The organism is Deltaproteobacteria bacterium (genome assembly GCA_021737785.1).
Taxonomy (GTDB): domain Bacteria; phylum Desulfobacterota; class DSM-4660; order Desulfatiglandales; family Desulfatiglandaceae; genus AUK324.
The window spans coordinates 18924-41117 of the sequence record JAIPDI010000012.1; the positions used below are offsets into that span (position 1 = coordinate 18924).

14 protein-coding genes are annotated in these 22194 nt (G+C 52.5%); 11 read left to right on the forward strand and 3 right to left on the reverse strand.

Translation table 11 applies throughout. The annotated features are described in order from the left end of the window. The first annotated feature begins 19 nt into the window (after nt 1-19). The 6 genes from K9N21_07920 to K9N21_07945 all read left to right on the forward strand — a co-directional run bounded on the left by K9N21_07920 (nt 20) and on the right by K9N21_07945 (nt 8676). Nucleotides 20-1369, forward strand: coding sequence for a sigma-54 dependent transcriptional regulator (locus tag K9N21_07920; protein MCF8143829.1), 1350 nt, complete (start codon nt 20-22; stop codon nt 1367-1369). Further along, nucleotides 1359-3410 carry a TonB-dependent receptor gene (locus tag K9N21_07925; GenBank protein ID MCF8143830.1) on the forward strand — a complete coding sequence of 684 codons (2052 nt, stop codon included), beginning with the start codon at nt 1359-1361 and terminating at the stop codon, nt 3408-3410. Before K9N21_07920 ends, K9N21_07925 begins: the two co-directional genes overlap by 11 nt. Before the next feature lie 245 nt (nt 3411-3655). Continuing rightward, entirely contained in the window at nt 3656-5206 is a 1551-nt protein-coding gene (locus K9N21_07930) for a hypothetical protein (GenBank protein ID MCF8143831.1), read from the forward strand. A 279-nt stretch (nt 5207-5485) separates the two neighbouring features. Then, nucleotides 5486-6652, forward strand: coding sequence for a hypothetical protein (locus tag K9N21_07935; GenBank protein ID MCF8143832.1), 1167 nt, complete (start codon nt 5486-5488; stop codon nt 6650-6652). Nucleotides 6653-6883: 231 nt separating this feature from the next. Beyond that, nucleotides 6884-8182, forward strand: coding sequence for a VCBS repeat-containing protein (locus tag K9N21_07940; protein MCF8143833.1), 1299 nt, complete (start codon nt 6884-6886; stop codon nt 8180-8182). Next, entirely contained in the window at nt 8182-8676 is a 495-nt protein-coding gene (locus K9N21_07945) for a hypothetical protein (protein ID MCF8143834.1), read from the forward strand. Before K9N21_07940 ends, K9N21_07945 begins: the two co-directional genes overlap by 1 nt. Before the next feature lie 221 nt (nt 8677-8897). Here K9N21_07945 and K9N21_07950 read toward each other — a convergent pair whose 3' ends face one another. The 3 genes from K9N21_07950 to K9N21_07960 all read right to left on the reverse strand — a co-directional run bounded on the left by K9N21_07950 (nt 8898) and on the right by K9N21_07960 (nt 13257). Beyond that, nucleotides 8898-10139 (reverse strand): class I SAM-dependent methyltransferase, encoded by a 1242-nt coding sequence (locus K9N21_07950; GenBank protein ID MCF8143835.1) that lies wholly within the window; start codon nt 10137-10139, stop codon nt 8898-8900. After that, nucleotides 10129-11238, reverse strand: coding sequence for a glycosyltransferase family 4 protein (locus K9N21_07955; GenBank protein MCF8143836.1), 1110 nt, complete (start codon nt 11236-11238; stop codon nt 10129-10131). Before K9N21_07955 ends, K9N21_07950 begins: the two co-directional genes overlap by 11 nt. Nucleotides 11239-11688: 450 nt before the next feature. Beyond that, on the reverse strand, nt 11689-13257 hold the full coding sequence (locus tag K9N21_07960; protein ID MCF8143837.1) for a hypothetical protein: 1569 nt from the start codon (nt 13255-13257) through the stop codon (nt 11689-11691). 450 nt (nt 13258-13707) lie between these two features. Here K9N21_07960 and K9N21_07965 point away from each other — a divergent pair, with 450 nt between their 5' ends. From K9N21_07965 to K9N21_07985, 5 genes are all read left to right on the forward strand, one after another. Then, nucleotides 13708-14895, forward strand: a complete 1188-nt coding sequence (locus K9N21_07965; GenBank protein ID MCF8143838.1) for a glycosyltransferase — start codon at nt 13708-13710, stop codon at nt 14893-14895. A 170-nt stretch (nt 14896-15065) separates the two neighbouring features. Next, nucleotides 15066-16910 carry a glycosyltransferase gene (locus tag K9N21_07970; GenBank protein ID MCF8143839.1) on the forward strand — a complete coding sequence of 615 codons (1845 nt, stop codon included), beginning with the start codon at nt 15066-15068 and terminating at the stop codon, nt 16908-16910. After that, nucleotides 16907-18091, forward strand: a complete 1185-nt coding sequence (locus K9N21_07975) for a glycosyltransferase (GenBank protein ID MCF8143840.1) — start codon at nt 16907-16909, stop codon at nt 18089-18091. The genes K9N21_07970 and K9N21_07975 overlap by 4 nt, the downstream gene beginning before the upstream one ends. 150 nt (nt 18092-18241) lie before the next feature. After that, nucleotides 18242-20494 (forward strand): glycosyltransferase, encoded by a 2253-nt coding sequence (locus K9N21_07980; protein ID MCF8143841.1) that lies wholly within the window; start codon nt 18242-18244, stop codon nt 20492-20494. A gap of 138 nt (nt 20495-20632) precedes the next feature. After that, nucleotides 20633-22111, forward strand: a complete 1479-nt coding sequence (locus tag K9N21_07985) for a hypothetical protein (protein MCF8143842.1) — start codon at nt 20633-20635, stop codon at nt 22109-22111. Nucleotides 22112-22194: the final 83 nt, after the last annotated feature.

Genomic DNA, 22194 nt, shown 5'->3' on the forward strand with positions numbered 1-22194 from the left:
TTTCAAAAGGAACTGCTGTATGGCCCATATTCTTGTGGTAGATGATGAAGAGCGGATGCGGCACCTGTTGTCGATCATGCTCGCAAGGAAGGGGCACCGGGTGGACCAGGCCGGGGACGGGTTGGAGGCATTGGAGATGGTTCAGTCCACGCCCTTTGACATGATCATCACCGACATCAAGATGCCCCGGATGAACGGCACGGAGTTGCTCGAAAAGATCATGAAAATGGATCTGCCCTGTCCGGTGGTATTCATTACCGCCTTTGCAACGGTCGAGTCCGCGGTGGAGGCCATGCGGAAGGGGGCTGCCGATTATATCACCAAGCCCTTTGATGAGGATCGCATCTTCCTGACGGTTGAGCGGACGTTCAACATCTCCAGGATCATGGCCGAGAACAAAGACCTGCGACAGGAACTACAGAGGGCTGCCGGGAGCGAGGAGATTGTCTACACGTCCACGTCGATGCGCCGGGTCATGGACCTCGCGCTAAAGGTCTCGAGGAGCGACTCCGCGGTCCTGATTCATGGGGAGTCAGGGACCGGAAAGGAGCTTCTGGCGAGTTACATTCACTATGCGAGCCCCCGCAGCAAGAACCGATTCGTGCCCGTCAACTGCGCCGCCATTTCATCGAATCTGATCGAATCCGAGCTGTTCGGCCATGAAAAGGGGTCGTTTACAGGGGCCCATCGACGGGTGATGGGCAAATTCGAGTATGCCTCGGGGGGCACGCTCTTTTTGGACGAGATCGGGGACCTCTCCCTCGAGGCCCAGGCGAAGCTCTTGAGGGCGCTTCAGGAAAAGAAGATTCAGCGGGTGGGCGGCAATGAGGAGATTCCGGTTGACGTGAGGGTCATCTGCGCCACCAACCGGGACCTGGAGGGGCTTGTGGAAACCGGGGAGTTTCGACAGGACCTCCTCTTTCGAATCAACGTGTTCCCCATAACGCCGCCTCCCTTGAGGGATCGTCGGGATGATGTGCCGCTTCTTGCCCGGCATTTTCTCTCGCGCCTCGGTTGCAGGCCGAACGTCCAGATGACCGGCGGGGCCATGAGGGTATTGATGGAATACCCGTGGCCCGGAAATGTGAGAGAGCTGGCCAACGTGGTGGAGCGGGCCGTCATCCTGGCGGGGGACAACCCGATTACCGCTCAGACCCTCTCGTTTCTCAGCAAGGCGCAGACAACCGGCAATGGGGAGATTGAATTGCCCCTCCCCGCAGAGGGCGTATCGCTCGACAGGATCGTTTCGGATCTTGCAAAAAAGGCCCTCAAGGCGTCAGGCAACAACCAGACGGCCGCGGCGGGTCTGTTGGGGATCACCCGGGCCAAGTTCAGGGTCCTTTTGCGAAGGGTGGATCGTGAAGCATAAAGTCGCCCCACTCCTTGTTCTGACGCTCATTGCCCTTTTTGGGTGGGGCGTGCCGCTCACGGCTGCATCGGGTGAGGCGGTTTCAGCGGAGAATGATACGGTTCTCATGTTTGTGGGCGAGGATATCGAAGTGCTTTCCATCGCTTCGAGGCGGGAGGAAGGCGCATGGCAGGCGCCGGCCGTGGCCCAGGTGATCACTCGAAAGGATCTTTGGCAACAGGGGGTAAAAACGCTGAGTCAGGCGTTGGAGATGGCGCCGGGCTTCTACATGGCCCGGGAGGAGTGGGGCTCGCAGTCTTATCTTAGAGGAATTCCCAATTCTACTCTGCTGCTCTATGATAATCTGGTCCCCATGGGGTCGGATGTCACCAAGACCCTGCAACCCCTTGATTATGAGCTTTCACTGGCCCCTGTAAAGCGGATGGAAATCGTCCGGGGTCCCGGGTCGGTCCTCTGGGGGCCGGACGCGTTTGCAGGTATCGTGAACGTCGTTCCGATGACCGGAAAGGATCTGGATGGGGTAGAAGCCGGCGCCCTTTACGGAGGGCCGGGAGATCATGGGGCCCTCTATATGAACATGGGACGGGACGGCGGGGAGTGGGATGGATTTCTCTCTTTGAGCGGCCGGTCCATAGAGGAAGACGATACCCTGTGCAATATCGTGAGATTCTGGGGAGACGGCAAGGCCGCCTATCCCTATGCGGACCGGTTTGGAGAGGAACAGCCCGGGCGGTCCCGTTATTTGGAGGCATCAGGAAATTTTTCCTTTAAGGACTGGTTTACCCTGTCGGGTCTTGTGTCCGATTACAAAAGGCCGTACGCCATCAGCGGCCCTGAGGAGAGCAGCGGATCGGAGGACCTCACCTGGCCCGAGAGCAGGAGCGGGCCGTTCGGGTTTATCAAATTGGAGGCAAAAAGGAGTCTGGGCCCTACTTCGGGCCTGCGCTTTGCCGGTTACTACAACTGGATGAATGTCGAATATGAGATTATAGACCGTACCCTGGAACAGGAGGAGAAGCGCTTTTACGGAGAGCTGATTTATGACCGTTCCTTTTTTGCCGGAAAGGGCGTGCTCACCGGAGGGGTCGCCTACAGGAATACGGATGTAAAAAACGCTCCGGTCTGGGAGAGCTACTTCCCCGATTATGTTGCACAGGAGGAAACCACCTTTTTGCCGCTCTACGCCCTCGAGGATTATGATGACAGCCTCTGGTCCGCATTCGGGCAGTACACACACAAGATGGGAGATTTTGATTTTTCTCTGGGTTTAAGAAACGATGATCATCTCCAGTATCAGGATGCACTCAGCTATAATGCCGGGGTTGTCTGGACGCCCCGGTCGGAATGGATGTTCAAGGCGTTATACGGGACCGCCTATCGGACCCCCTTTGCGAGGCAGCTCTTGAAGGATGAAACACCGGAACTCGAGGAGATAGAGACGTTAAACTTACAGATCGGGTGGAAACCTTTTGAAAAGGGAGAACTGAATGTGAGCGGTTTTGCCAGCAAGATAGAGAACCACCTGATGGAAGACCCTTATGCAGGCCTTTCAAAGCCGAACCATCAGAAGATCTATGGGATTGAGCTGAGCGGCCGTTTTTCTCCCCTCAGAGATCTGGAGCTTTCCGCGAATCTGACCCTTCTAAACAACAGTGGTCCTGATGAAACCTATCGTTACGTCAAGTACTGGGATCCTGATCCCCATTATGAGGATCTGAATTTTCCTTACGACACCGGCCCAAAGCGGCTGTTCAACCTGACGGGAACCTGGAGACCGCACGAAAGGGTGACCCTTTTTGCGCGGCTCGGCTATCATTCATCAACGCAACTGATGTATCCGAGGGCCGATACCTTTAAAGATATTCCCGGGGCCTGGACCTTGGACATGGCGACAACGGTCCGCGATATCATTTTCCCCGGACTGGATGTCCAGATTTCCATCAGAAACCTGACAAACAACCATTACGAGACCGCGGGCACATACAGCACCATATCCGGCAAACCTTTTACCGCGGAGGTGATGCTGAGAAAGCGGTGGTAGGGGGATGGCTAAATTTAGCCGCACGTGGCTCGATATGACCAATCGCTGTGGCCGATTAAAGGCCTCGTCCTAAGTTGGAACAGTGGAATGATGGAAGAATGGAATGTTGGGTCTGAATAGGGAACGTATCCATTTTCTAAAAATGCCTTCCACCTATTACCCGATATTCCACCCTTCCAATATTCCATCATTCCATTATTCCAAACCTGTCAAGAATGGCATGACATTTGCATTTTTATACGTCGATGGCTAGGATAATCAAAATATTGCTTTTTTGCCTGCCCCTTTATTTAGGTGCCTATCAAAAGGGGTATTCAGAGGAGTTTGCACCTTCCGAGGGTGAGGTCTTTCTTCTTGAGCTGATCAACGAGGCGAGAAAGGATCCGCTCGGTATGGCAGAGGCGTTAGGCATGGCCCGCGAGACGGTCCTCCACGACCTGCCCCAGCTGACCGATGTGTTGATAAACGGCCTTGCCCCCTTAAAGTTTGACGAAAAGCTCTATGCCGCTGCCCTGGACCATACCGCGGAGATGATTGCCAACGTCTATTACTCGCACGACTCACTTGACGGCCGAACTTATGCCGATCGAATCAGAGCGCGCGGCTATGTGGCGGCCGGGTGCGGAGAGGCCTTGGGCAAGGTTGCTTTTCAAAACTTGATGGCCCCTGCAGAGGCCGCCGGGATCATTTTTGAATCCCTCTTCCGCGCTGAATTGGGTCCTGAGACGACAGCGGTGCGTAACATCCTCAATCCCGAGAGGACCGAAGCAGGCATTGTTTTGGGGAGCGGCCGGTTCACCATCGGGGACTCAACCGTGAATGCCTATGTGGCAACCCTCGACTTTGCAAAGCCCGTTGTCGACACCGAGGCTGTTGAACGCGCCTTGGTCGCGATGCTCAACACGGCCAGGAATGATCCGGGTCTGGCCCTTCAAAATGCCGGGATTGATGCGGCCGGCGCTGCAGAGGCCTATGGGAATCTGGAATGGGCCTTAATGAAGCCCCTTGCCCCACTAGCCTGGAATGAAAAACTCCATGGGACAGCCGCTGCCCATTATCGTGATATGGTCGATCAGTCCTATTTTGACACGGTCTCGCCGGATGGTTTGACCCCTTTCGACAGGGTTGCGCTCACGGGCTACGACCCGGCCTATGTGGGTGAAAGTCTGGGCATGATATCGACGGTAGTGGTTGGCGAGCAGGGGGACGGGGCCTTTGATATCGCCCGCCGCCTCTATGAGCGGATACTTCAATACGATGTGAACCCGGCATCCGACGTCGAGAGAAATATCTTTAACCCGTTTGTGACCGAGGTGGGCATCAGCGTTGAGACGGTTCCCCGGTTCCCTGTCGATGACCGATCCGTCACCTATGCGGTGGTTGCGGATTTTGCAGAGCCCTTTTGGGAGGATAGATTTCAGAGATTTTTTGTGGTGGGGACCGTCTATGAGGACCGTAACCATAACGGCCTTTTGGATGAAGACGAAGGGATCCCCGGCCTGAACATAATGCTCAGCCCCTGGGATGCTGCCGCCGGCTCGGAGATGGTGACGGAGAGAAGCGGTCCCGGCGGTGTGTATCAGATCAACATGTCCTCCAGCCTCTCCGCAGGTTTCATGAAGCTCTACGTGGAGAGGGAGGGAGACCTTCTCGGGCCTTTTTCCTTTGTGGTTGAGAGGCCAGGGGTAAACGTTCTGGTAAACATCGGGATAGCGCCGAAATGGAACGTCGATTCGGCGGGTTCGCCTCAATATGATGAAAAAAAGCTTGACAGATCAATGCGGATATGCTATTAAGCCCAAACAAAATAAAATAAATATGGTATGACTTAGCAGGAAGCCGAAAAGGGACCGGTGACCATGCAGGAGGTATGAGAAATTTCTTGACAAAGGGAATTCTTTAATTAGATAATCCGGGTTAAAAAACAAAGGACGAAGATCAAAGTAAGGTGCGTACCAACATTTTCTACATTAAAGGGAGGTGATAGCGCAAAGGCAGAAAGGAAAGGTCGTCTTTCAAGTGGAGAACCAATGTTCACGTTTAAGAATCTAATTTTAGTCTAGGAGGAAAAGAGCATGAAAAAGTTTTTTATAGCAGTCTCAGTTCTGATGGCGCTGACGTTTTTTGCAGGTCCATCTAACGCCCTGATCGGCGTCGAAGACCCTGTCCAGGGGAATGCCTTCCGGGTCCCCTTTATCGTGGGCATGGTGGGCGGCGTGGATACGGCCGTTATCTACCAGGAAACATCGACCAATGCAGCCCTGTTCGGTACAGGCCTGGCGGCCACACCACAACGGGGCATCCTGTCCTGGATTATCTGGAGCCCTCAATCGGTGCATGTGGGAGACGGGACAAGGGTCTTCACCAGGGGTGATGTGGATGCCATGAGCCTGCGGGATATGATCACCAATTTCGTGGGTGCCGGCGGCCAGGCCGCCCTCGAGATCGACCTCGACGGCGACGGCGTCAATGACCACTATGCCGGATATATGACCGCCACCGAGGTCAGCACGCTGGTGGGCAACCCGGGGATCAACAACCTTCTGGCCTATGTTCAGTTCATCGACCTGGCCAACGGGCAGGCAGCAGGGACCCTGGCCACCATGTACGAACTGGCCAATGTAGTAGGCGGTTTTACGGGCGGCGGATATCTTATAGATCAGGTCTCTGTCTCTTCTGCCGGCGGTTTTCCCAACGCGGTCAATTTTGATGATTCGGCCATCAATGGCGTGACCGGCGGTACCTGGGAGGTCATGTCGCCGAACGCCTATGTGGTCAGTTACTGGAGAGAGCGTGCGATGGCCATATTGCCGCCGACATTCATTCGCTTCACCCCCCGATGGTACCTGCACGACGCCACGGGTGAAAGCTATGTCATGATCTACAAGAGCGTAAACCATGCCCCGGCCGTTGTGAACGTCAGGTTCTGGGATAACAATGAATTCAGCCTCTCAGGGGCCATCGACCTGCCCAACGAGATGAATATCATCAATATGCGGCTTGAGCTGCCGGCAGCGTTCTTTGCCGCCTACCCGGCAGCGGGCTGGATCGACATCCGTAACCCCGACATCCTCGGTGCACAGCTGAGATGGCCTGCTACCGCGGCAAATCCGCTGGTCAGAGGCTTGCCAAACTGGGCTCCGATCGAGTGGACCTGCTGGGTCTGGAATGTGGCCAGCTCACCCGCTGCAGGACTCAACTGGTCGGCATTGTGGGTTGACAAGGAAGTGGGGACAATGTAACGTAGGTTTATGAGGATAGCGCCCTGATTGATGTGCGGGGTCAGGGTCGCTTTCAAGGGAAAACAAAAAAGCGGGTCTAATCAGTATACAGACCCGCTTTTTTTGAAATTGGGTTTTTCAATGCTCCCGTCTCCCTGCAGAATGGAGGATCCGCAGCCGAACAAGGATGCCCCGGATTGCAGCGGACGCCCTTGCGGTTTTTCCGGCATTCAGGCGCCATCAAACCTTCAAATGGATATACGGGTTGAACAGATGACAATACGGGTAAACGTCTTGAAACTGGTTTTGATAATTGCCGTCTTTCTGATGGCCGGATGCGACAGGGGGAGCAGCGACCGGGTTCCTGAACCGGAGCAGCAAACGCCGCTGCGCTTTGTGGACGCGTCCAGGGGACTCCCTTCTACCGGGCTGTGGCGGGAAGGGATCTGGTTCTTTGATATGAACGGCGACGGCCACATGGACATTGTGGCGCCGCCCCCCAGAAAGGCGTCGGAAAAATATAGCGGACCGATTGCATGGTACGGAAACGGGAAGGGTGAATGGGCTGAAACGCGGCTGGAGGTCCCTTCTGATGTCGGGTTCGATTATGGGGCCATTGTTGTCTCGGATTTTGATGGGGATGGGATCCCCGATATTGCCCTCGCCATGCACATGATGGGGCTGAGGGTCCTCAAAGGGGTGGGGCAGGGAAAATATGTCGATTTTTCCGGGGGAGTGCCTCCGGCCGGCCAATTTTTATCGAGGGCCCTGGTTTCTGCTGATTTCAACAACGACGGCGCTCCTGACATCGCCGCCCTTTCCGAGGCCCAGTTTTCCATGGATAGTCCCAGGCCGAAGGGTATCTGGTCCTGCTACCGGTCGGACGAGGCGTGGCAATGCGGCCCCATCGAGGGCGAGGATGAGGGAGGCCTGGTGTTCCTCTTTGGCGATCAGATATTTACAGGGGATGTGAACGGCGACGGGAATCAGGACATCGCTGCTGCGTCTCTTGCCGTGCAAAACAATCGGATCGTCTGGCTGGGCGACGGCAAGGGAGGATTCAGCCCCTTCACCGAAGGCCTGCCCCAGCACGTATACTACCTTGCGCTGGCCCTCGGGGATATGGATCACGATGGAAAGGATGACCTTGTCGCCTCCATTTCCGGGATCGGCCAGGAGGGCTTTTTGGGTCTCAAGGCCTTTTTGAGCAGGCCTGATGGCTTTGTGGAGGTATCCGAGGGGCTGCCTGATGGGCTCTTTACCGCCCTTGGCACAGGTGATCTGGACGGAGACGGGGCCCTTGAGGTGGTTGCGGGAACCGCAGACGGGGGCCTGAGAGTGTTTTCGTGGAAAGACGGGACGTGGCATGAGATGGAGGCCAGCGGTCTTCCGAAAAATGGGCTGCAGAAGATCTACCGTATCTATTGCATGGACCTGAATAAGGACGGGCTGAAAGATATCGCCATCAATTATGCGGGCAAAGAGACCTCCGGCGGGATTTCGGTTTTTTATAACAGTGGCACCGGCAAAAAACAGGAGGGTAAGGAATAATGGCTTCCTGTGCAGATAAATTATGGAGAGGGGCAAGGGGGAGGATAGGAAGCGTTTTATTTGTTTTCGGCATGATGGCATGCCTCACGGCCGCGGTCGGGTGTGACAATCAGAAAGAGATGAGCGATCCCAGGGGGACCCTTGAGCAGCTGGCTGCCGAATACTGGAACAAGAGGCTGATCGACCAGGACTATGAGGCCACCTATGAGATGGAGCTGGAAAATGGGTCCCTCCCATTTGAGGAATATAGGGAACGTATATATAATGCAGGGAACATCCAGTATGTTTCCCTCAAGGTAAAAGAGGTTGCGGTCGACAAGGACAGGGGGCTGGTGGATCTCACGGTACAATGGAAACTATCCCCGTATCAAAAGACCTTCGAGGCCCCATTGCGGGATGCATGGATCATCCAGAAGAACCAATGGAAGCATGTGCTTCCAGAGAAACGAACCGGGTTGCCCGCGTCGTTGCCCGAGCTTCAGAAAGTGCCTTGAGCCTTAATGTAAATTTTGTTTTATCAATTTTGATGCATTCGTAAAAAGTCGTCACCCCGTTGAAAAACGGGGTCCAGAGGTTTTGTAACTGATTGAATATGCTGGATTCCGGCTTTCGCCGGAATGACGAAAAATGACATTTCCTGACTTTTTACGGGACCATCAATTTTCAATTCTTGAATATTCAATTGTGCCTGAACGAGGTTTTCGTTCAGGCACTGCTAAGCAATCCGTTTGACGGCCCTGATGATAAACTCATTGGTCCTGAGGGATCTCTCATCTCCATAGCCGCCGGTACACATCTCTCGGATAAAGCGCTCGCCTTCAGGGGTGGGCGGGATCTGCTCTCTTTGGAAGACCTCGATGGTAAACCCCGCGTGTTGCAGGGCATCGCGAATGGACGTTTCGGTGAACCATCTCAGGTGGCCGATACATATCAGGCCTAAGGGAACATACTGAAAATCCCCCCTGAGGAGCGCCTTGACCATGGACCAGTGCCCTGCGTTGGGAATGCTGAGGATGAGGTATCCGTTGTCTTTCAGGAGATTGCTGAGGGTTTTCAGGAGCCCCCAGGGGTCTTGGAGGTGTTCCAGGAGATCCCCGCAGTTGATCAGGTCAAAAGGACCGCGTATGCCTGCCTCTTCTATCGGGGAGTTAATGATCTCATCATAATACCCAACAGCAGCCTCTGCCAGGATAGGGTTCAGTTCCACGCCGGTCAGAATGATCTCCGGTCGTTCCTGTCTCAGCGCCTTCCCATACCCCCCCTTTGCGCATCCGATGTCGAGGATGCATTTCACGCCTTCGGGAACCAGGCCGACCAGGTCGATCCGCTCGGTTTCAAATCCCTTTGTGAAACCGGAATGGACCAGGGCGCCCGGGGCCACTGCTATCGGGTCGCTTCCAGTGTTCAGAATGACATTTGAGAGTTGAGCGTAAACGGTCCGCGAAGGAATCTCAGTCAATATGCGCGTTCTGAACAGGATGCAGGCAGGGTCCAGGGATTCAACGGCAATGGCCTTGTGCCCATTGTCGAGGGCCAGAATGTCTGCCACCTCCAAATAGGTTTGAATGTCAACGTAAGCCGCCGGGAGAGACGCTTGTTGATGGGGGAAGGGGGTTTGATTGTACACCGGACCGCACACGCAATAGCCCTTTTCAAGGCATCTTTCCAGGATTTCTATTGTGGATGCCGACACCACGATTTCCGGCTGGGTCACAAGGAGGGCCACATCCCCTTGAATCCGTGGAAGGATGTCTCCAATGGCGGCATCATTGCTGCACTCCACCCACAGGCGGGCCTGTCCGGACCCTGTACAGAGTTGACGGCTCAGGCGGCGGCAGAAATCATAGGAGAACCGGGTCTCTGCAATATCCGGGGCAGCCAGTTTCGGCCATAGGATGGTGAGAGAGGAAGTCATGGGGGGAGTATACGGAAAAAGCGGATGGTCGTCAATGGCCATGCAGCAGTGCTTTGGTGAAGACCGTCACCAGCTTGTCGGCCACGTCCCCGGTGCGGAACCGTACTGCCTCGATGGGGCCCATGGCCGAGAGTCGGGCGCGCCGCGGACCGTCCGCCAGCAGGCGGGAGAGCATCCAAGCAAGGGCTTCGGCGTCGCCGACAGGGTAGTATTCGGCTACGTCACGGGCGATGTGCCGGTGGGCGGGGGTGTCTGAAAGGATGGCGGGAAGTCCCGAAGAAAGGGCTTCCAATACAGGCAGGCCGAATCCTTCTTCCGGATGAGAAGGGCCGATAAAAAGATCGGAAGCGTGGTACATTTCTCCCATCTCGGAAGGCGTCAGGCGAAGGCGGTAGGCGTCCGGCATGAGAATGGCGGCTTCTTCCGGCGATATGGGCCAGGTAGAGATCCGGTGCAGATGGAACATGATTCCGGAGCGGCGCAGCCCGGCGAGCGCCTCCAGTGTTTCGCGTATCCCTTTGACATCGGCCTCAAAGATCCCTATTAAAAGCACTCTGGGCGGGAACCGGTCAAAACGTCTCATTGGATCGGGGGGAAATTCCTCAGGACTAAATGTCTGCCCCACGTACGTAACAGGGGTGTACCCCACGGCCGCCAGACGTCTGGCCATGTGGGGGGAGACGGCGAGTTTATGCGTCGCCTCGCTATAGGCTGATTCAATATCCCTTCGCTTTGGCGTGTAAAATGAAAAGTCTGCTTCATACCCCTGACAGAGATGGAAAACCGGACCGCTGAAATCGGCCACCGCGGCAGCAACCGTGGTCCAGAAGGTTGCCACACGGATATCCGTACGGGCCAGGGCCTTTGACCTGTGGAATGGGGCCGTCTCCCACCTTGCCTTTCGAAGGGGGAACCAGTCCGGCTGCGGTTCAGGACAGACCAGCGTGACGTCACATCCCAAATCGGCCAAGGCTTCCGCCTGCTGGAAAATGACACGCTGCCCACCGGAAATATCGCTGGATGCCACTAGATAGGCGATTCTCACACATGCCTCTCTGGAAATTCTGAACAGGTCCGCATCTCCATGAATGATCTCTTCTCGACTATTCTTTTCATAGGAGGACCGATTTGTCAACCTCACGAGAAAATGTCAGGATAGAAGGTTATGGGATCGCGCTGTAGTGATCGCAGGGAAGTGTCGGGTGTTCGGGCATCCCTGATCCGGCACCCATTATGTCACAGCGTTGATAAGCGGAAATTTTCTTTACGAAAAGGACTGTTTAAAGATATATAGTGCCTGAACCAAAACCCCTTTCAGGCACAATTGCGAATTGAGGAATTGCGAATTCCGAATTGATGGAATAGAGTCGAAATTAATAAAACCAAGTTTTCGATTCCACCCTTTTTGGATTTCCGGGTTTTCGTTCAGGCACAATATAGAAGCCGTGTACTTTCGGAAACAGCCCGGACGAGGGCGTATGCAGCGATGAGGCTTGGCAGTGGTGCGGGCGAATTCATGAACATTGAAAGAAGACCGGCTATGGGAAAGAGGCCTTCCCGGCCATGGGCACGGTTGCGGCGTTTTCCCAGGTCAACCCCGTCCCACTTCAAAGACGATGATGTCGTCATCTTCAAAGAATGGCCTTCCGAACCGGGCGCGGTATTGTTCGATACAACCGGATATATCCCGGGGGAGGTAGTCAGGCAAGCGGCCGTGAATCTCATTTTCCATCTGTTTATGAAAAACGACGAAATCGATACCCCGTGCTGATAACGCATTGACATTTTTAAGATCCACGATCGTCTTGAATCTTGCCGCGTGTCCGAGGATCGGAAGCTCATTTTTCCCTTCCTGGCCACACAAATTGCCTGTTAACCCCATTACAACGTTTTGGCGATGAATTTTCTGATAAAGCGCCAGATGATCCGCCTGCCAATGGAATGGGGCTTCGGCAATGGTCAGGCTTGCCGGCGGATGCGCAGCCATGCTCACATAGAACCGGGGCATCTTTTTCAAGACCTGGCGATACCCTTTACCCTTCAAGGCATGCAAGAGCATTACCAGGGAGGTTGCATTGTTGGGGCTGTAGGTTGCGGAGGGCGCAGGTCCTCCCAAGAAGAGAACCGCGCAAAGGGCTGCGGCGAGAACCGGGCGCATCCATTTCATGAGCGAACCGCCAAGAACCGTGAGGACGGCCTCAACACCGGCCGCTGCAAAAATCAATAGCGCAGGCAATATCAGCAGCACATACCTGGCAAAGATAATCGGAACGGTGGATCCGAGAGGCCTCAGGATAAGGAGGGTGATAGGCTGGATAAGGGAAAGCGTAAGCAGATAGATGGCAAAGCGTCGTTTTTCTCGGTACGTCTTGATCAGACCGGCAATTATGAATATGAGAAGTATTATTGCAAGCAGGGGCGATTCCATGCCGCTCAAAATCCTGAATGCGTCTATGAGATTGGAAGGGCTTATCATGGGATAACCGGCCTTGCTTGAAATGGCCGCAAAATCGAAATAGAGGGGAGGACCCACCAATAGCAACATGGACGACAGGGTGAGACACCCCAGAAAGAGTAGCCTTTTGATAGAACGCGATATTTGAAAATGAGGTGAAAGGAAAGACAAGGCAAAAAAGAAGGGAAAGGGGGCAAGAACCCACGGGAGGGTGACCAAGAGCAAATAGCCAGTGGCAGCGGCAAGTATTACGTACAGGACCATCCGACGCCAGTCCGGGCGCATCCACCATCTATAGAAGAGGATGACTGCAGAAAAACCGCAAAGGACCGCAATGGAATAGGGCCTGGCGATGCGGCTGTAAAAGATGAGCGGCGGCGACAAGGCCAGCAGCCACGCAAACAGATTTGACGTGAAACGACCCGCAAACCCGCGGACCAGCAGAGGGAAGATTAAGATGATTAATATCCCGGCCAGGGCAAAAGGCATTCGGATGATATACTCATCGAGCCCAATCCAGTCAGAAGCGAGTTTATAATAGAGAGTTATTGGAATTGAGTGATCGGATATCCCGAAACTGGATGCGATTTGGAAGTAACTGAGATTGGGTGCTGCGATGATCCCATGCCATTCGTCCCCGAAAAGGATCTGTTTCGGAAGTTGATAGAGCCGCAACCCTGTGCCGAAGATCACAGCGCCGACCAACGCCCATTCATGATATAGCGTTTGAACAAAGGTGCTGCGTCGCGACGAATCGGAGTTCTTGGAGCGCATGTTTTTGTAAGCGACTTTTGGCCTTGCGGTGAAGAAAACTCGTGTTGGAATGCTGATGGTTATCCAATCGAACAGACTTCAGGGGGTTCACCAGGGTGTCTCAGATGTGAGAGGCCTCCATCCGTGGTTCAACACCAGGGATTTCCTGTCGTTTTGAAAGCATAGGAAAAGAAGCGTGCAATGTCAAGATCAACGCGCCGGTTTCGGAACCCATGCGTACTGCCCACTCAAAGATGCATGTGAACTGCGCTGCAGGACATTAATCATGTTCCGCCATGCATGTGGCAAGACCGTTTGATCATGTGTTGAAATAGAGGCCGGAGTATAGGCGGGTTTTGGATGGGTCGTAGGGAGACTTGAAGGCGTTCCCGAATTGTCATTATGAAAAATGGCGTAAGCGTAATCATCCCAACCTTTAATGGGGGTCAGATCTTTTCCGAATGCCTGGAAATGATCGGCCGGCAGGTGTATGACGGCCCGATTCAATTGATTGTTGTGGATTCGGGCTCTACGGATGGAACCATTGAGGCGGCAAAAAGGGCGGGAGCCCTTGTCAGGAAGATAGATAAAGGGGCGTTTCATCACGCCCGGACAAGAAACCTGGCGGTTTCCCTCGCAGCCTTCGACAAGGTCATTTTTATGGTCCAGGATGCGGTTCCCTGTTCCGACAGGTGGCTTTCGGGGATGGTGCGCGGGTTGGAGGAAGATGGGGCGGCAGCAGCCTTTGCAGCCCACGTCCCCCATGCGGAGGCCACCCCTTACGCACGGTTTGAAATCGAATCCATCGCGGCCGCCAGGCGTGACGCATCTGCCGCGGAGGAGGTTCGATCTTTTGAATCCTTTCAACAAATGCCGTACGAGAGGGCATACAGGAGTGTGGGGCTGGACAATGTGTGCGCTGTTTACCGAAAAGAACTTCTCGAAAGTACCCCTTTTCCTGATGTGGATTTTGCCGAGGATCTGGCCTGGGCGGTCAAAATCGCCCTTCTGGGACATCGGATAGTCTATTTGCCCCATATCCAGATCCGCCATTCCCACAATCGATCCCCGGAGTACGCATTCCGCCGTCAGATTGTCAACTCATACTGGGTGGCCGGAATTATGAGGCGGACCATGGAAGACCTTTCCGATCTGTCGCTCACGGATCTGATGTCCGTGGCCCTGTCAATGCGTTCCTTTCTCCTTCGCATGATAAAAGAAGGGCGGTACGGTTTGAAGGGTCTTGAAGGAGAGGTCCTGTTTATGGACCGCTTGTTGAAACATTATCCCCTCATGCACAGGATAGGGATGAGGGCCGGCGACCTTTTTTTTTCAAGGCATTCGGGACGCGCTTCTTCAGGCGCCAAAAGGATGGCTCAACAGGCCGAGGCGGATATGGCATGCCAGTTGGGAATGATTATGAACGGGTATCCCCCGAAAGACCGGGACGAATGGGTCCGGACCGTGGAACAGGTCGCGGCGAATATACTGGGAAGGATCCATGGAGAGGTCTATGCCGCCGGTGTGCTTAAGGGCCGGGTGTCTCGGCGGTTGGACGAGTTCATCAGGCCGTTTTTCTCCGGGGTGTGACGGCCATGCCGGGCCTGGGCCTGCGCGTCGGAATTTCCACGGCTGAATGAAATCATCGTATTTGTCATTTGACGTATGCCGTCCAATCACGACCTGGTGTAACCAATTGTGAGCGAAGCGAACGAAGCTCGATCCTTTTTGCCTTCAGAAGAAAAGGGGGTTCTGGGTTCATGAAGATTCTTCAGGTCAGTACATATGATGTTTCAGGGGGGGCCGCACGGGCCGCCTACCGGCTGCAAAAAGGGCTTCGCGAGATGGGGCACGACTCCCGGATGCTGGTCAGGCACAAAGACGCACGAGATAATGCCGTTGTTAGGGTGGATGCCAACGAAAGGCTTGAAAATTCGAATGAGGATTTTTTCCTTTCCGGCATTATTCAACCCTACTACATCGATTCGAACCAGACGGAGTTGAGCAATACCCTCTTTTCGCTTCCTTATCCGGGATATGACCTGTCCGAGTCACCCGTGGTAAGATCTGCCGATATTATTAACCTGCACTGGGTGGCTCAGTACCAGTCACTGATGACCCTTCACCGATTGCTCGCCCTGCGGAGGCCGGTCGTGTGGACGCTCCACGATCAATGGGCCTTTACCGGCGGTTGTCATTATTCTGCCGGGTGTGAAAAGTATCAATCAGATTGTGTTGAGTGTCCGCAGCTGAGGGATGATCCCTTCAATTTGCCCGCGGCAATTCTGAAAGACAAATTGGAGATCTTCAGAGACGCCAATCTAACCATCGTTACACCCAGCCGCTGGATGGCGTCGTGTGCCAGGAAGAGCAGGCTTTTTAAAGGCCTGAGAATTGATGTCATTCCAAATTCCCTAAAAACAGACCTCTATATGCCTTTGCCTAAACCAGAAGCAAAAGAGGCAATCGGAATCCCTCCTCAAGCAATCGCCATGCTTTTTGGCGCTATAGACGGATCAGAGAAAAGAAAAGGGTTTTCCGAACTGGTCGATGCAGTCAAATTCTGCCAGAATGAGGACATTTTTCAGCAACTGCTTCATGAGGACAAGCTTAGACTGGTGTGCTTTGGAAAACCGAGTCATGAACTTGAGTCAATTGGGATTCCTTTCGTTGCTTTAGGGCATCTTGACACTGATGAAAAAATTAGAAATGCCTATTCCGCCGCGGATATTTTTTTGCTCCCGTCACTGGAAGACAATCTGCCCAATACCGTACTCGAGTCCATGAGCTGCGGCACACCGGTGGTTGCCTTTGACGTAGGCGGTCTGCCCGATATGGTCACAAGCGGGGTCACGGGTCAACTGGTCCCCTTGTCGGACACCAGAAAGATGGGAGAAACCATTATCGATCTCATTCAAAGACCGGATTTGCTGAAGTCCATGGGGGAAGAGGGGCGAAAAAGGGCGGAAAGGGAATACGCTTTGAGCGTCCAGGCGGGGCGTTATTCTGATTTGTACAAGGAACTGCATCTAAGCAATAACTCGGATTTTGACACTGAACCGGCAGTATCCACCGCTGCCGCTGCATGGGAAAATGGTCCAAAAGAAGAGTCCTTATCGGCTTCGGTAACGACGGAAATAGGGCCTTCTTTCAGGGAGATCTACGACCACGTGTTGATGAAGGCGCTCAGGAGCATTCCCGTGACGCTGAACATATTAGAGGATAATTACCTCAAGGATTTAGAACAACAGGTGAAAGAACTTCACGTTCACCTTGAGGCGCGACTGGTAAAGATACATGCCCTGACAGGAATGCTTAAGGTGGCGGAGGCGGACAGGGCCGAAGGAAAGAGAGAAATCGAGGGGTTGAAGACTGTTCTGGCGCAGCGTGCTGCAGATATCAACAGCCTTCATGAATATATTAATATCCTCAATGGTGAACATTCGAAATGTCTTTCAGATGTAGACAGGCTAACGGAAGATATTTATAAATTGACGGAAGATGTTAATAAACTGACAGAATGGCTCAAGGATTCTCGGCAACAATTTATTGAGCTCAGGAGGCGGTTCCCTGTGAGAGTGATGAAGAAGTTGAAACTGATATGAATACTAAAACAAGGCTGCCCAAAATATCCGTTGTGACCCCGTCCTTTAATCAGGGACGGTTCCTTGAGGAATGCATCACTTCGGTCCTCGAACAGGATTACCCTGATTTTGAGTATATTATTATCGATGGAGGATCGACGGATAACAGCCTCGATATCATTGCAGCGCATCAACCGTATCTTGCCTATTTTGTGAGCGAATCTGATAAGGGCCAGAGCAGTGCGATCAGCAAAGGGTTTAAGAAAGCAAAAGGGGAGTTGGTCGCCTGGTTGAATTCGGACGACTACTATTTGCCCGGGGCATTCAGAAAGGTTGCCGAGGTCTATGCCCGGGATCCGGAGGCATCCTTCTATTTCGGCAATGGGTTTCGCGTGGATTCAAAGGGCAGGAAAAAGAGGAGGTTTTTTGAAAGCGACAGTGTTAATTTTAATCGGGACGGTCTCCTGTACTGCCTTAATTACATTCTCCAGCCCGCTACCTTTATCAATGCCCCCTATCTCAATAAAGTTCAATTCCTGGATGAAGATCTCCACTATGGTATGGATACGGACCTGTGGCTGAGACTTTCCAAGGAGAAGATGCCCGCCTTTGTTCCGGAAACACTGGCTGTCAGCAGGGAATATGAGGATACAAAGACCTCAACCGGTTCATTTCAACGGGCTGAAGAGCTGAGGCAAATTGCGCTAAGGCATACCGGACAACCCATGACGCCGGGCGTTTTGTTATATTTTCTGGATACGCTTCGCAGGTTCATCGTTCAGGAAAAAAGTCCGTTTCCCCAACAGTTTAATTTGGAAGTGGATCTCTTTTCGCGCCGGGCCGCCCATCTGATGAGCGACTTCGATATTGACTGTACGGGGTTTCCCTATGGTGAAGAATATCAAGAGAAACAAACGAATTGGTCGAACGCCCTGAAGCAGATAAGGGATCTGTCAGATCTCTTGAGCCAGCCTGAAGCAGAGGCTAAAGACCGGGTCGATATTGTGGGTAAGCTGGAGAATCTTCTTGACGGCATCGGCACTGAATTGGCTTCGCAACTGAAACTCATTGAGAATCTCAAAATACAAATGGAGATGATTGATGCGGACAGGATAGCCCAGTTGCAGGCCTTGGAAGGCCTTTCTATTCGACAGAATCTCCTGGTTTTGGCAAAACGCTTGAAGAAGATAATAGGATTATAGGAAATGATTATAGGGATTGATTTTCGTCCCCTCTATATCGGAGTGAGCGGCGGAATTGTGCAGTTTGTCAAAGGAGTGTTTTCGGAGTTATTCAGGAAATTTCCTGATGACACCTATTATTTGTTTACGACGATTAATAACAGAAGGTTGATGGAACCTCTTCCAGAATCCGTCCATAATATAACATTGCCGGGTTCGAGCTTTTACCGGCAGGTGGATCATCTTGTCAAAACTAAAGAGATTGACATCCTTTTCAGGGTTTACCCTTTGGATGACGACCTGGAAGTCAGTCTCTCAAAACAGATTGTCTTCGTGCCTGACATACAGCATGAGATCTTTCCTGAATTTTTTAAGACGGCTGACTTGCGAGCCAGGCGCCTCGCATTCGGTAAGGCGCTCAGCAAGGCAGGCGGGATCATAACCCTCAGTGAACATGCCAAAAAAACCATCAATGACTCTCCGTGGGCCCTGGACCCTGATATCTTTGTTGTAAACCCCGCCCTGCAGGAGGAACATAGGAATTTCCAGGAGTCCGACCTGAGTGACCAGGAGAGACAACTTCTGCCCAAAGGCGGGTTCTTTTATTTCCCGGCCAATTTGTGGCCCCACAAGAACCATCGTCGCACTTTCCAGGCATTCAGGGAGTTCCTTGAATCCACCAAGGCCGATATGGCAATCATCTTGACCGGCTTTCCAGAAGGATGGGAAGATCTGAGGGCCAGTGTTGCGGATTTGCCGATCCGGCATTTGGGATATGTCAGCCCACAAATGGTGCAGGTTCTGATGCAAAGGGCTGAAGCCATGCTCTTTTTCTCTCTGTTCGAAGGCTTTGGTATCCCTCTTTTGGAGGCGTTCAGGGCGGAAACACCTGTTATTTGCAGCGATACAACAAGCCTTCCCGAAGTCAGCGGAGACGCCGCCCTGAGATGTGACCCCACCGACACCCATGCCATGGCGTCCTTGATGATCCGGATTCATGAAGATGAAAACCTTCGAAAATGTCTTGTGGAAAAGGGAAAAAAACGCGGGTCATATTTCACATGGCATCGTGCTGCTGAAGCTATGCACCGGTCGTTTGAGATTGTTTATGAAAAAATAGCCTTGGAGAACAGACTCAAGACAAGCAAACCGCGTGTAGAATGGGGGAGCGAGAGGCCGTTGGTTTCGATAGTGACCCCGTCCTACAATCAGGGGATTTTTTTGAAGCGGACCATCGACAGCGTCCTGAATCAGGATTACCCGAATACGGAGTATATTGTTGTTGATGGAGGATCAGAGGATGGATCCCTGGATATCCTGAAATCGTACAAAGATGCGTTTGAATGGATATCCGAGCCTGACCGGGGTCAGACCCATGCGATAAACAAAGGATTTGCCCGGGCCCGGGGGATGATCCGCTGCTATCTGAATTCGGATGATATCCTGTACCCTGGTGCGATCAGCACTGTGGTTGAGCAATTTCATGAGAACCCGGAGGTGGATTTACTTTATGGAAAAGCCGATTATATTGATGAAAAAGACAGAAAAACCGGGATGTACAATACAGACGAGTATTCATTTGAACGGAACCTGTTTGATTGTTGCATCTGCCAGCCGGCCAGCTTTTGGAGGAAGCGGATTGCCGATATCGTCGGCAAGTTCGATGAGGGCCTCCAGTATGCCATGGATTACGATTACTGGCTTCGGATAGACAGGGCTGGCGGAAGGATCCTGCACATACCCGATATACTGGCGGCTTCGAGACGGTATGAAGGCACCAAAACACTTTCACAACGAGACGAGATCTTCACAGAGATATTTAAGATATGCAAGACCCATGCAAATTATGTGAGTATAAATTATTTTGAAGGGTTGTGGCATCATCGCCTCATAGAAAAAAGGAGCCTCCTCTCCAAAATGCTGAGGCCTATACGCCGGTATTACAGGAGGATAGGACTTTTTCACTATATCCTGTTTAATAGGGATTATTACCGGCCCAAGAATCTCCCCATGAGCCTCAGCCTGGGGATTTCTCCTTACCTGCAGCGGCGATCCCCGATCCTGTATCACCTCTTTTACCGACTCGGCAGAGACCTGTCCCGGCATAAAGCAAAAGTGAAAGGGGTCTATCAGGACAACTGGATATCCCCGAAGTGCTGTTTCAGGCTCAACAACTCAAATGGAAAATACCATCTTGCAGGCGTCCCCAACCAGGATATGAGTATGCGCGTTCTTTTGAACGGGAAACAGGGGGACGCGTATCAATTGATATCGAATAAATACGAACAATTTGAGTTTGAAATCGGCGGAGAAAACGGAACAAGGCTGGAACTGCGCTTTTCAAAGTGGTTTGAGGATCCCCACAAGAGAAAGTTGTCGTTTCTCATTTATGACACAGATCTTTTTATGCCGTATGATCTCTAATGCACTGAAAACGAAAGCCTTTTGTTTAACGGATCTCGCGGACTCTCAAGGCCCCGTTCTGAGAGGTGCCCGAATAAATGATGGATAATGGTCTTGCCGATGACAAGAACCTTTTGCATATTGCCATGGATTCATCTGATGGTCCTTCCGGAAGGTTGTGTGAAGATCTGTTGTTTTGCAGGCCGGAATATCATGCAAGAAGGTGAACCCATGTCCCTTTACAGTTCCAGCATCAAAGATATCTGGAACTCATCACACCTGCGGTCCATTAGGCATAGCATGGTCAAGGGGGAAGCGGTACTTGAGTGTGCACACTGCTACCAGGAGGAGGCGGATACGGGCAGCAGCCACCGAATCCATTCCAATTTCAGATGGAAATCCGAACTCGGACCATTGTTTGATGCGCTGGTGAACGAGTCACGTCTTCGAGCTTTTTCGGTCTCCACATTGCCGGTTTATCTTCAGCTGATTCCCGGAAATCTGTGTAATCTCAAGTGCAGGATTTGTTTCCCTCGATTCAGTTCCCAAATAGAAAGCGATCCTGTTCATAGAAGCTGGGCCCTTGGAGCGTATAAGACCGGGTCACCCGTGGAAGGCACAAGGGGAAAGGCAAGAGTTGTGAGCGGCATTGATGGTTTCAGGCGTGTTGTTCAAGGAATGCGGATCGCCAGAAGACTAATCTCAGGGTTGAATAGCAATTTCTTTAATCAGCATCATTGGAGGACAACCAAAGGGGATCCCGGGTACGGTAAAGGGAGTCCGGAAAATGGGAAAGGGCATCGGGAATACGGTATCTTTGAACCGGAATCTGTGGGCAATGGGAGTCCCTCCCGGCTTCCGAGGAAGCCTTGGTTTAAAGATCGATCATGGGTGTTTGAAGAGCTTCTGCGGGAACCCGAACGGTTTAGGGCACTCTATCTGACCGGAGGAGAACCAATGATCCAGATGGAGGCGGAAGAAATTATAGGATATCTCGTTCAGCAAAAAGCATCCCCTGAAATGACTTTGGAACTAAACACGAACTGCACGGTAGTAAAAGACGCCTTGGTCGATAAATTCCATAGTTTCAAACGAATTTATATGGGCATGAGCATCGATGCATATGGCGATTTTTATGAGTATATCCGATATCCGGCCAAGTGGCATGTTATAAGGAAGAATATCGTCAGACTCATCAGTCTGCCGGCCGATAAGTTCACGGTTACGGCTGTGCCGATTCTCCAGGCCTATAATGTCCTTAATATCGTGGACCTTCTCAGGTATCTCGACAAAAAGGGGGTAAGTTACGGAATAGAGGTGGCTTCTGAGCCATGGTTTATCTCCCTGGGAGTGTTGCCTCCCAGCGTAAGGTTGCGTGCTGCCAGAAGGTTAAGGGCTTATGCCAATTCGGATTGTCCCGGCTTCAGGCGCTCTCACGTTTTATCCGTAGCCGATGTCATTGAGTCGGTTCAGGACAACTGCACCAGGGAATCATTGCAGGCGCTGATGTTATTCACCAATGACCTTGACGCCACCCGGGGCCAGAGTTTCAGGGAGGTACATCCCGAACTCCTCGGCATGATAGAAGAAGAGGGCTTCAACTGGTCTGAAGAGAGGCATTTTTTCCCCTCAGTCTAATCTCGGTTTACTTCAATTCACCAAATTGGTCTCGACTAGAAACAGGTCCCATACTTCTTCAAAAATCGTGATCCATTCAAGGG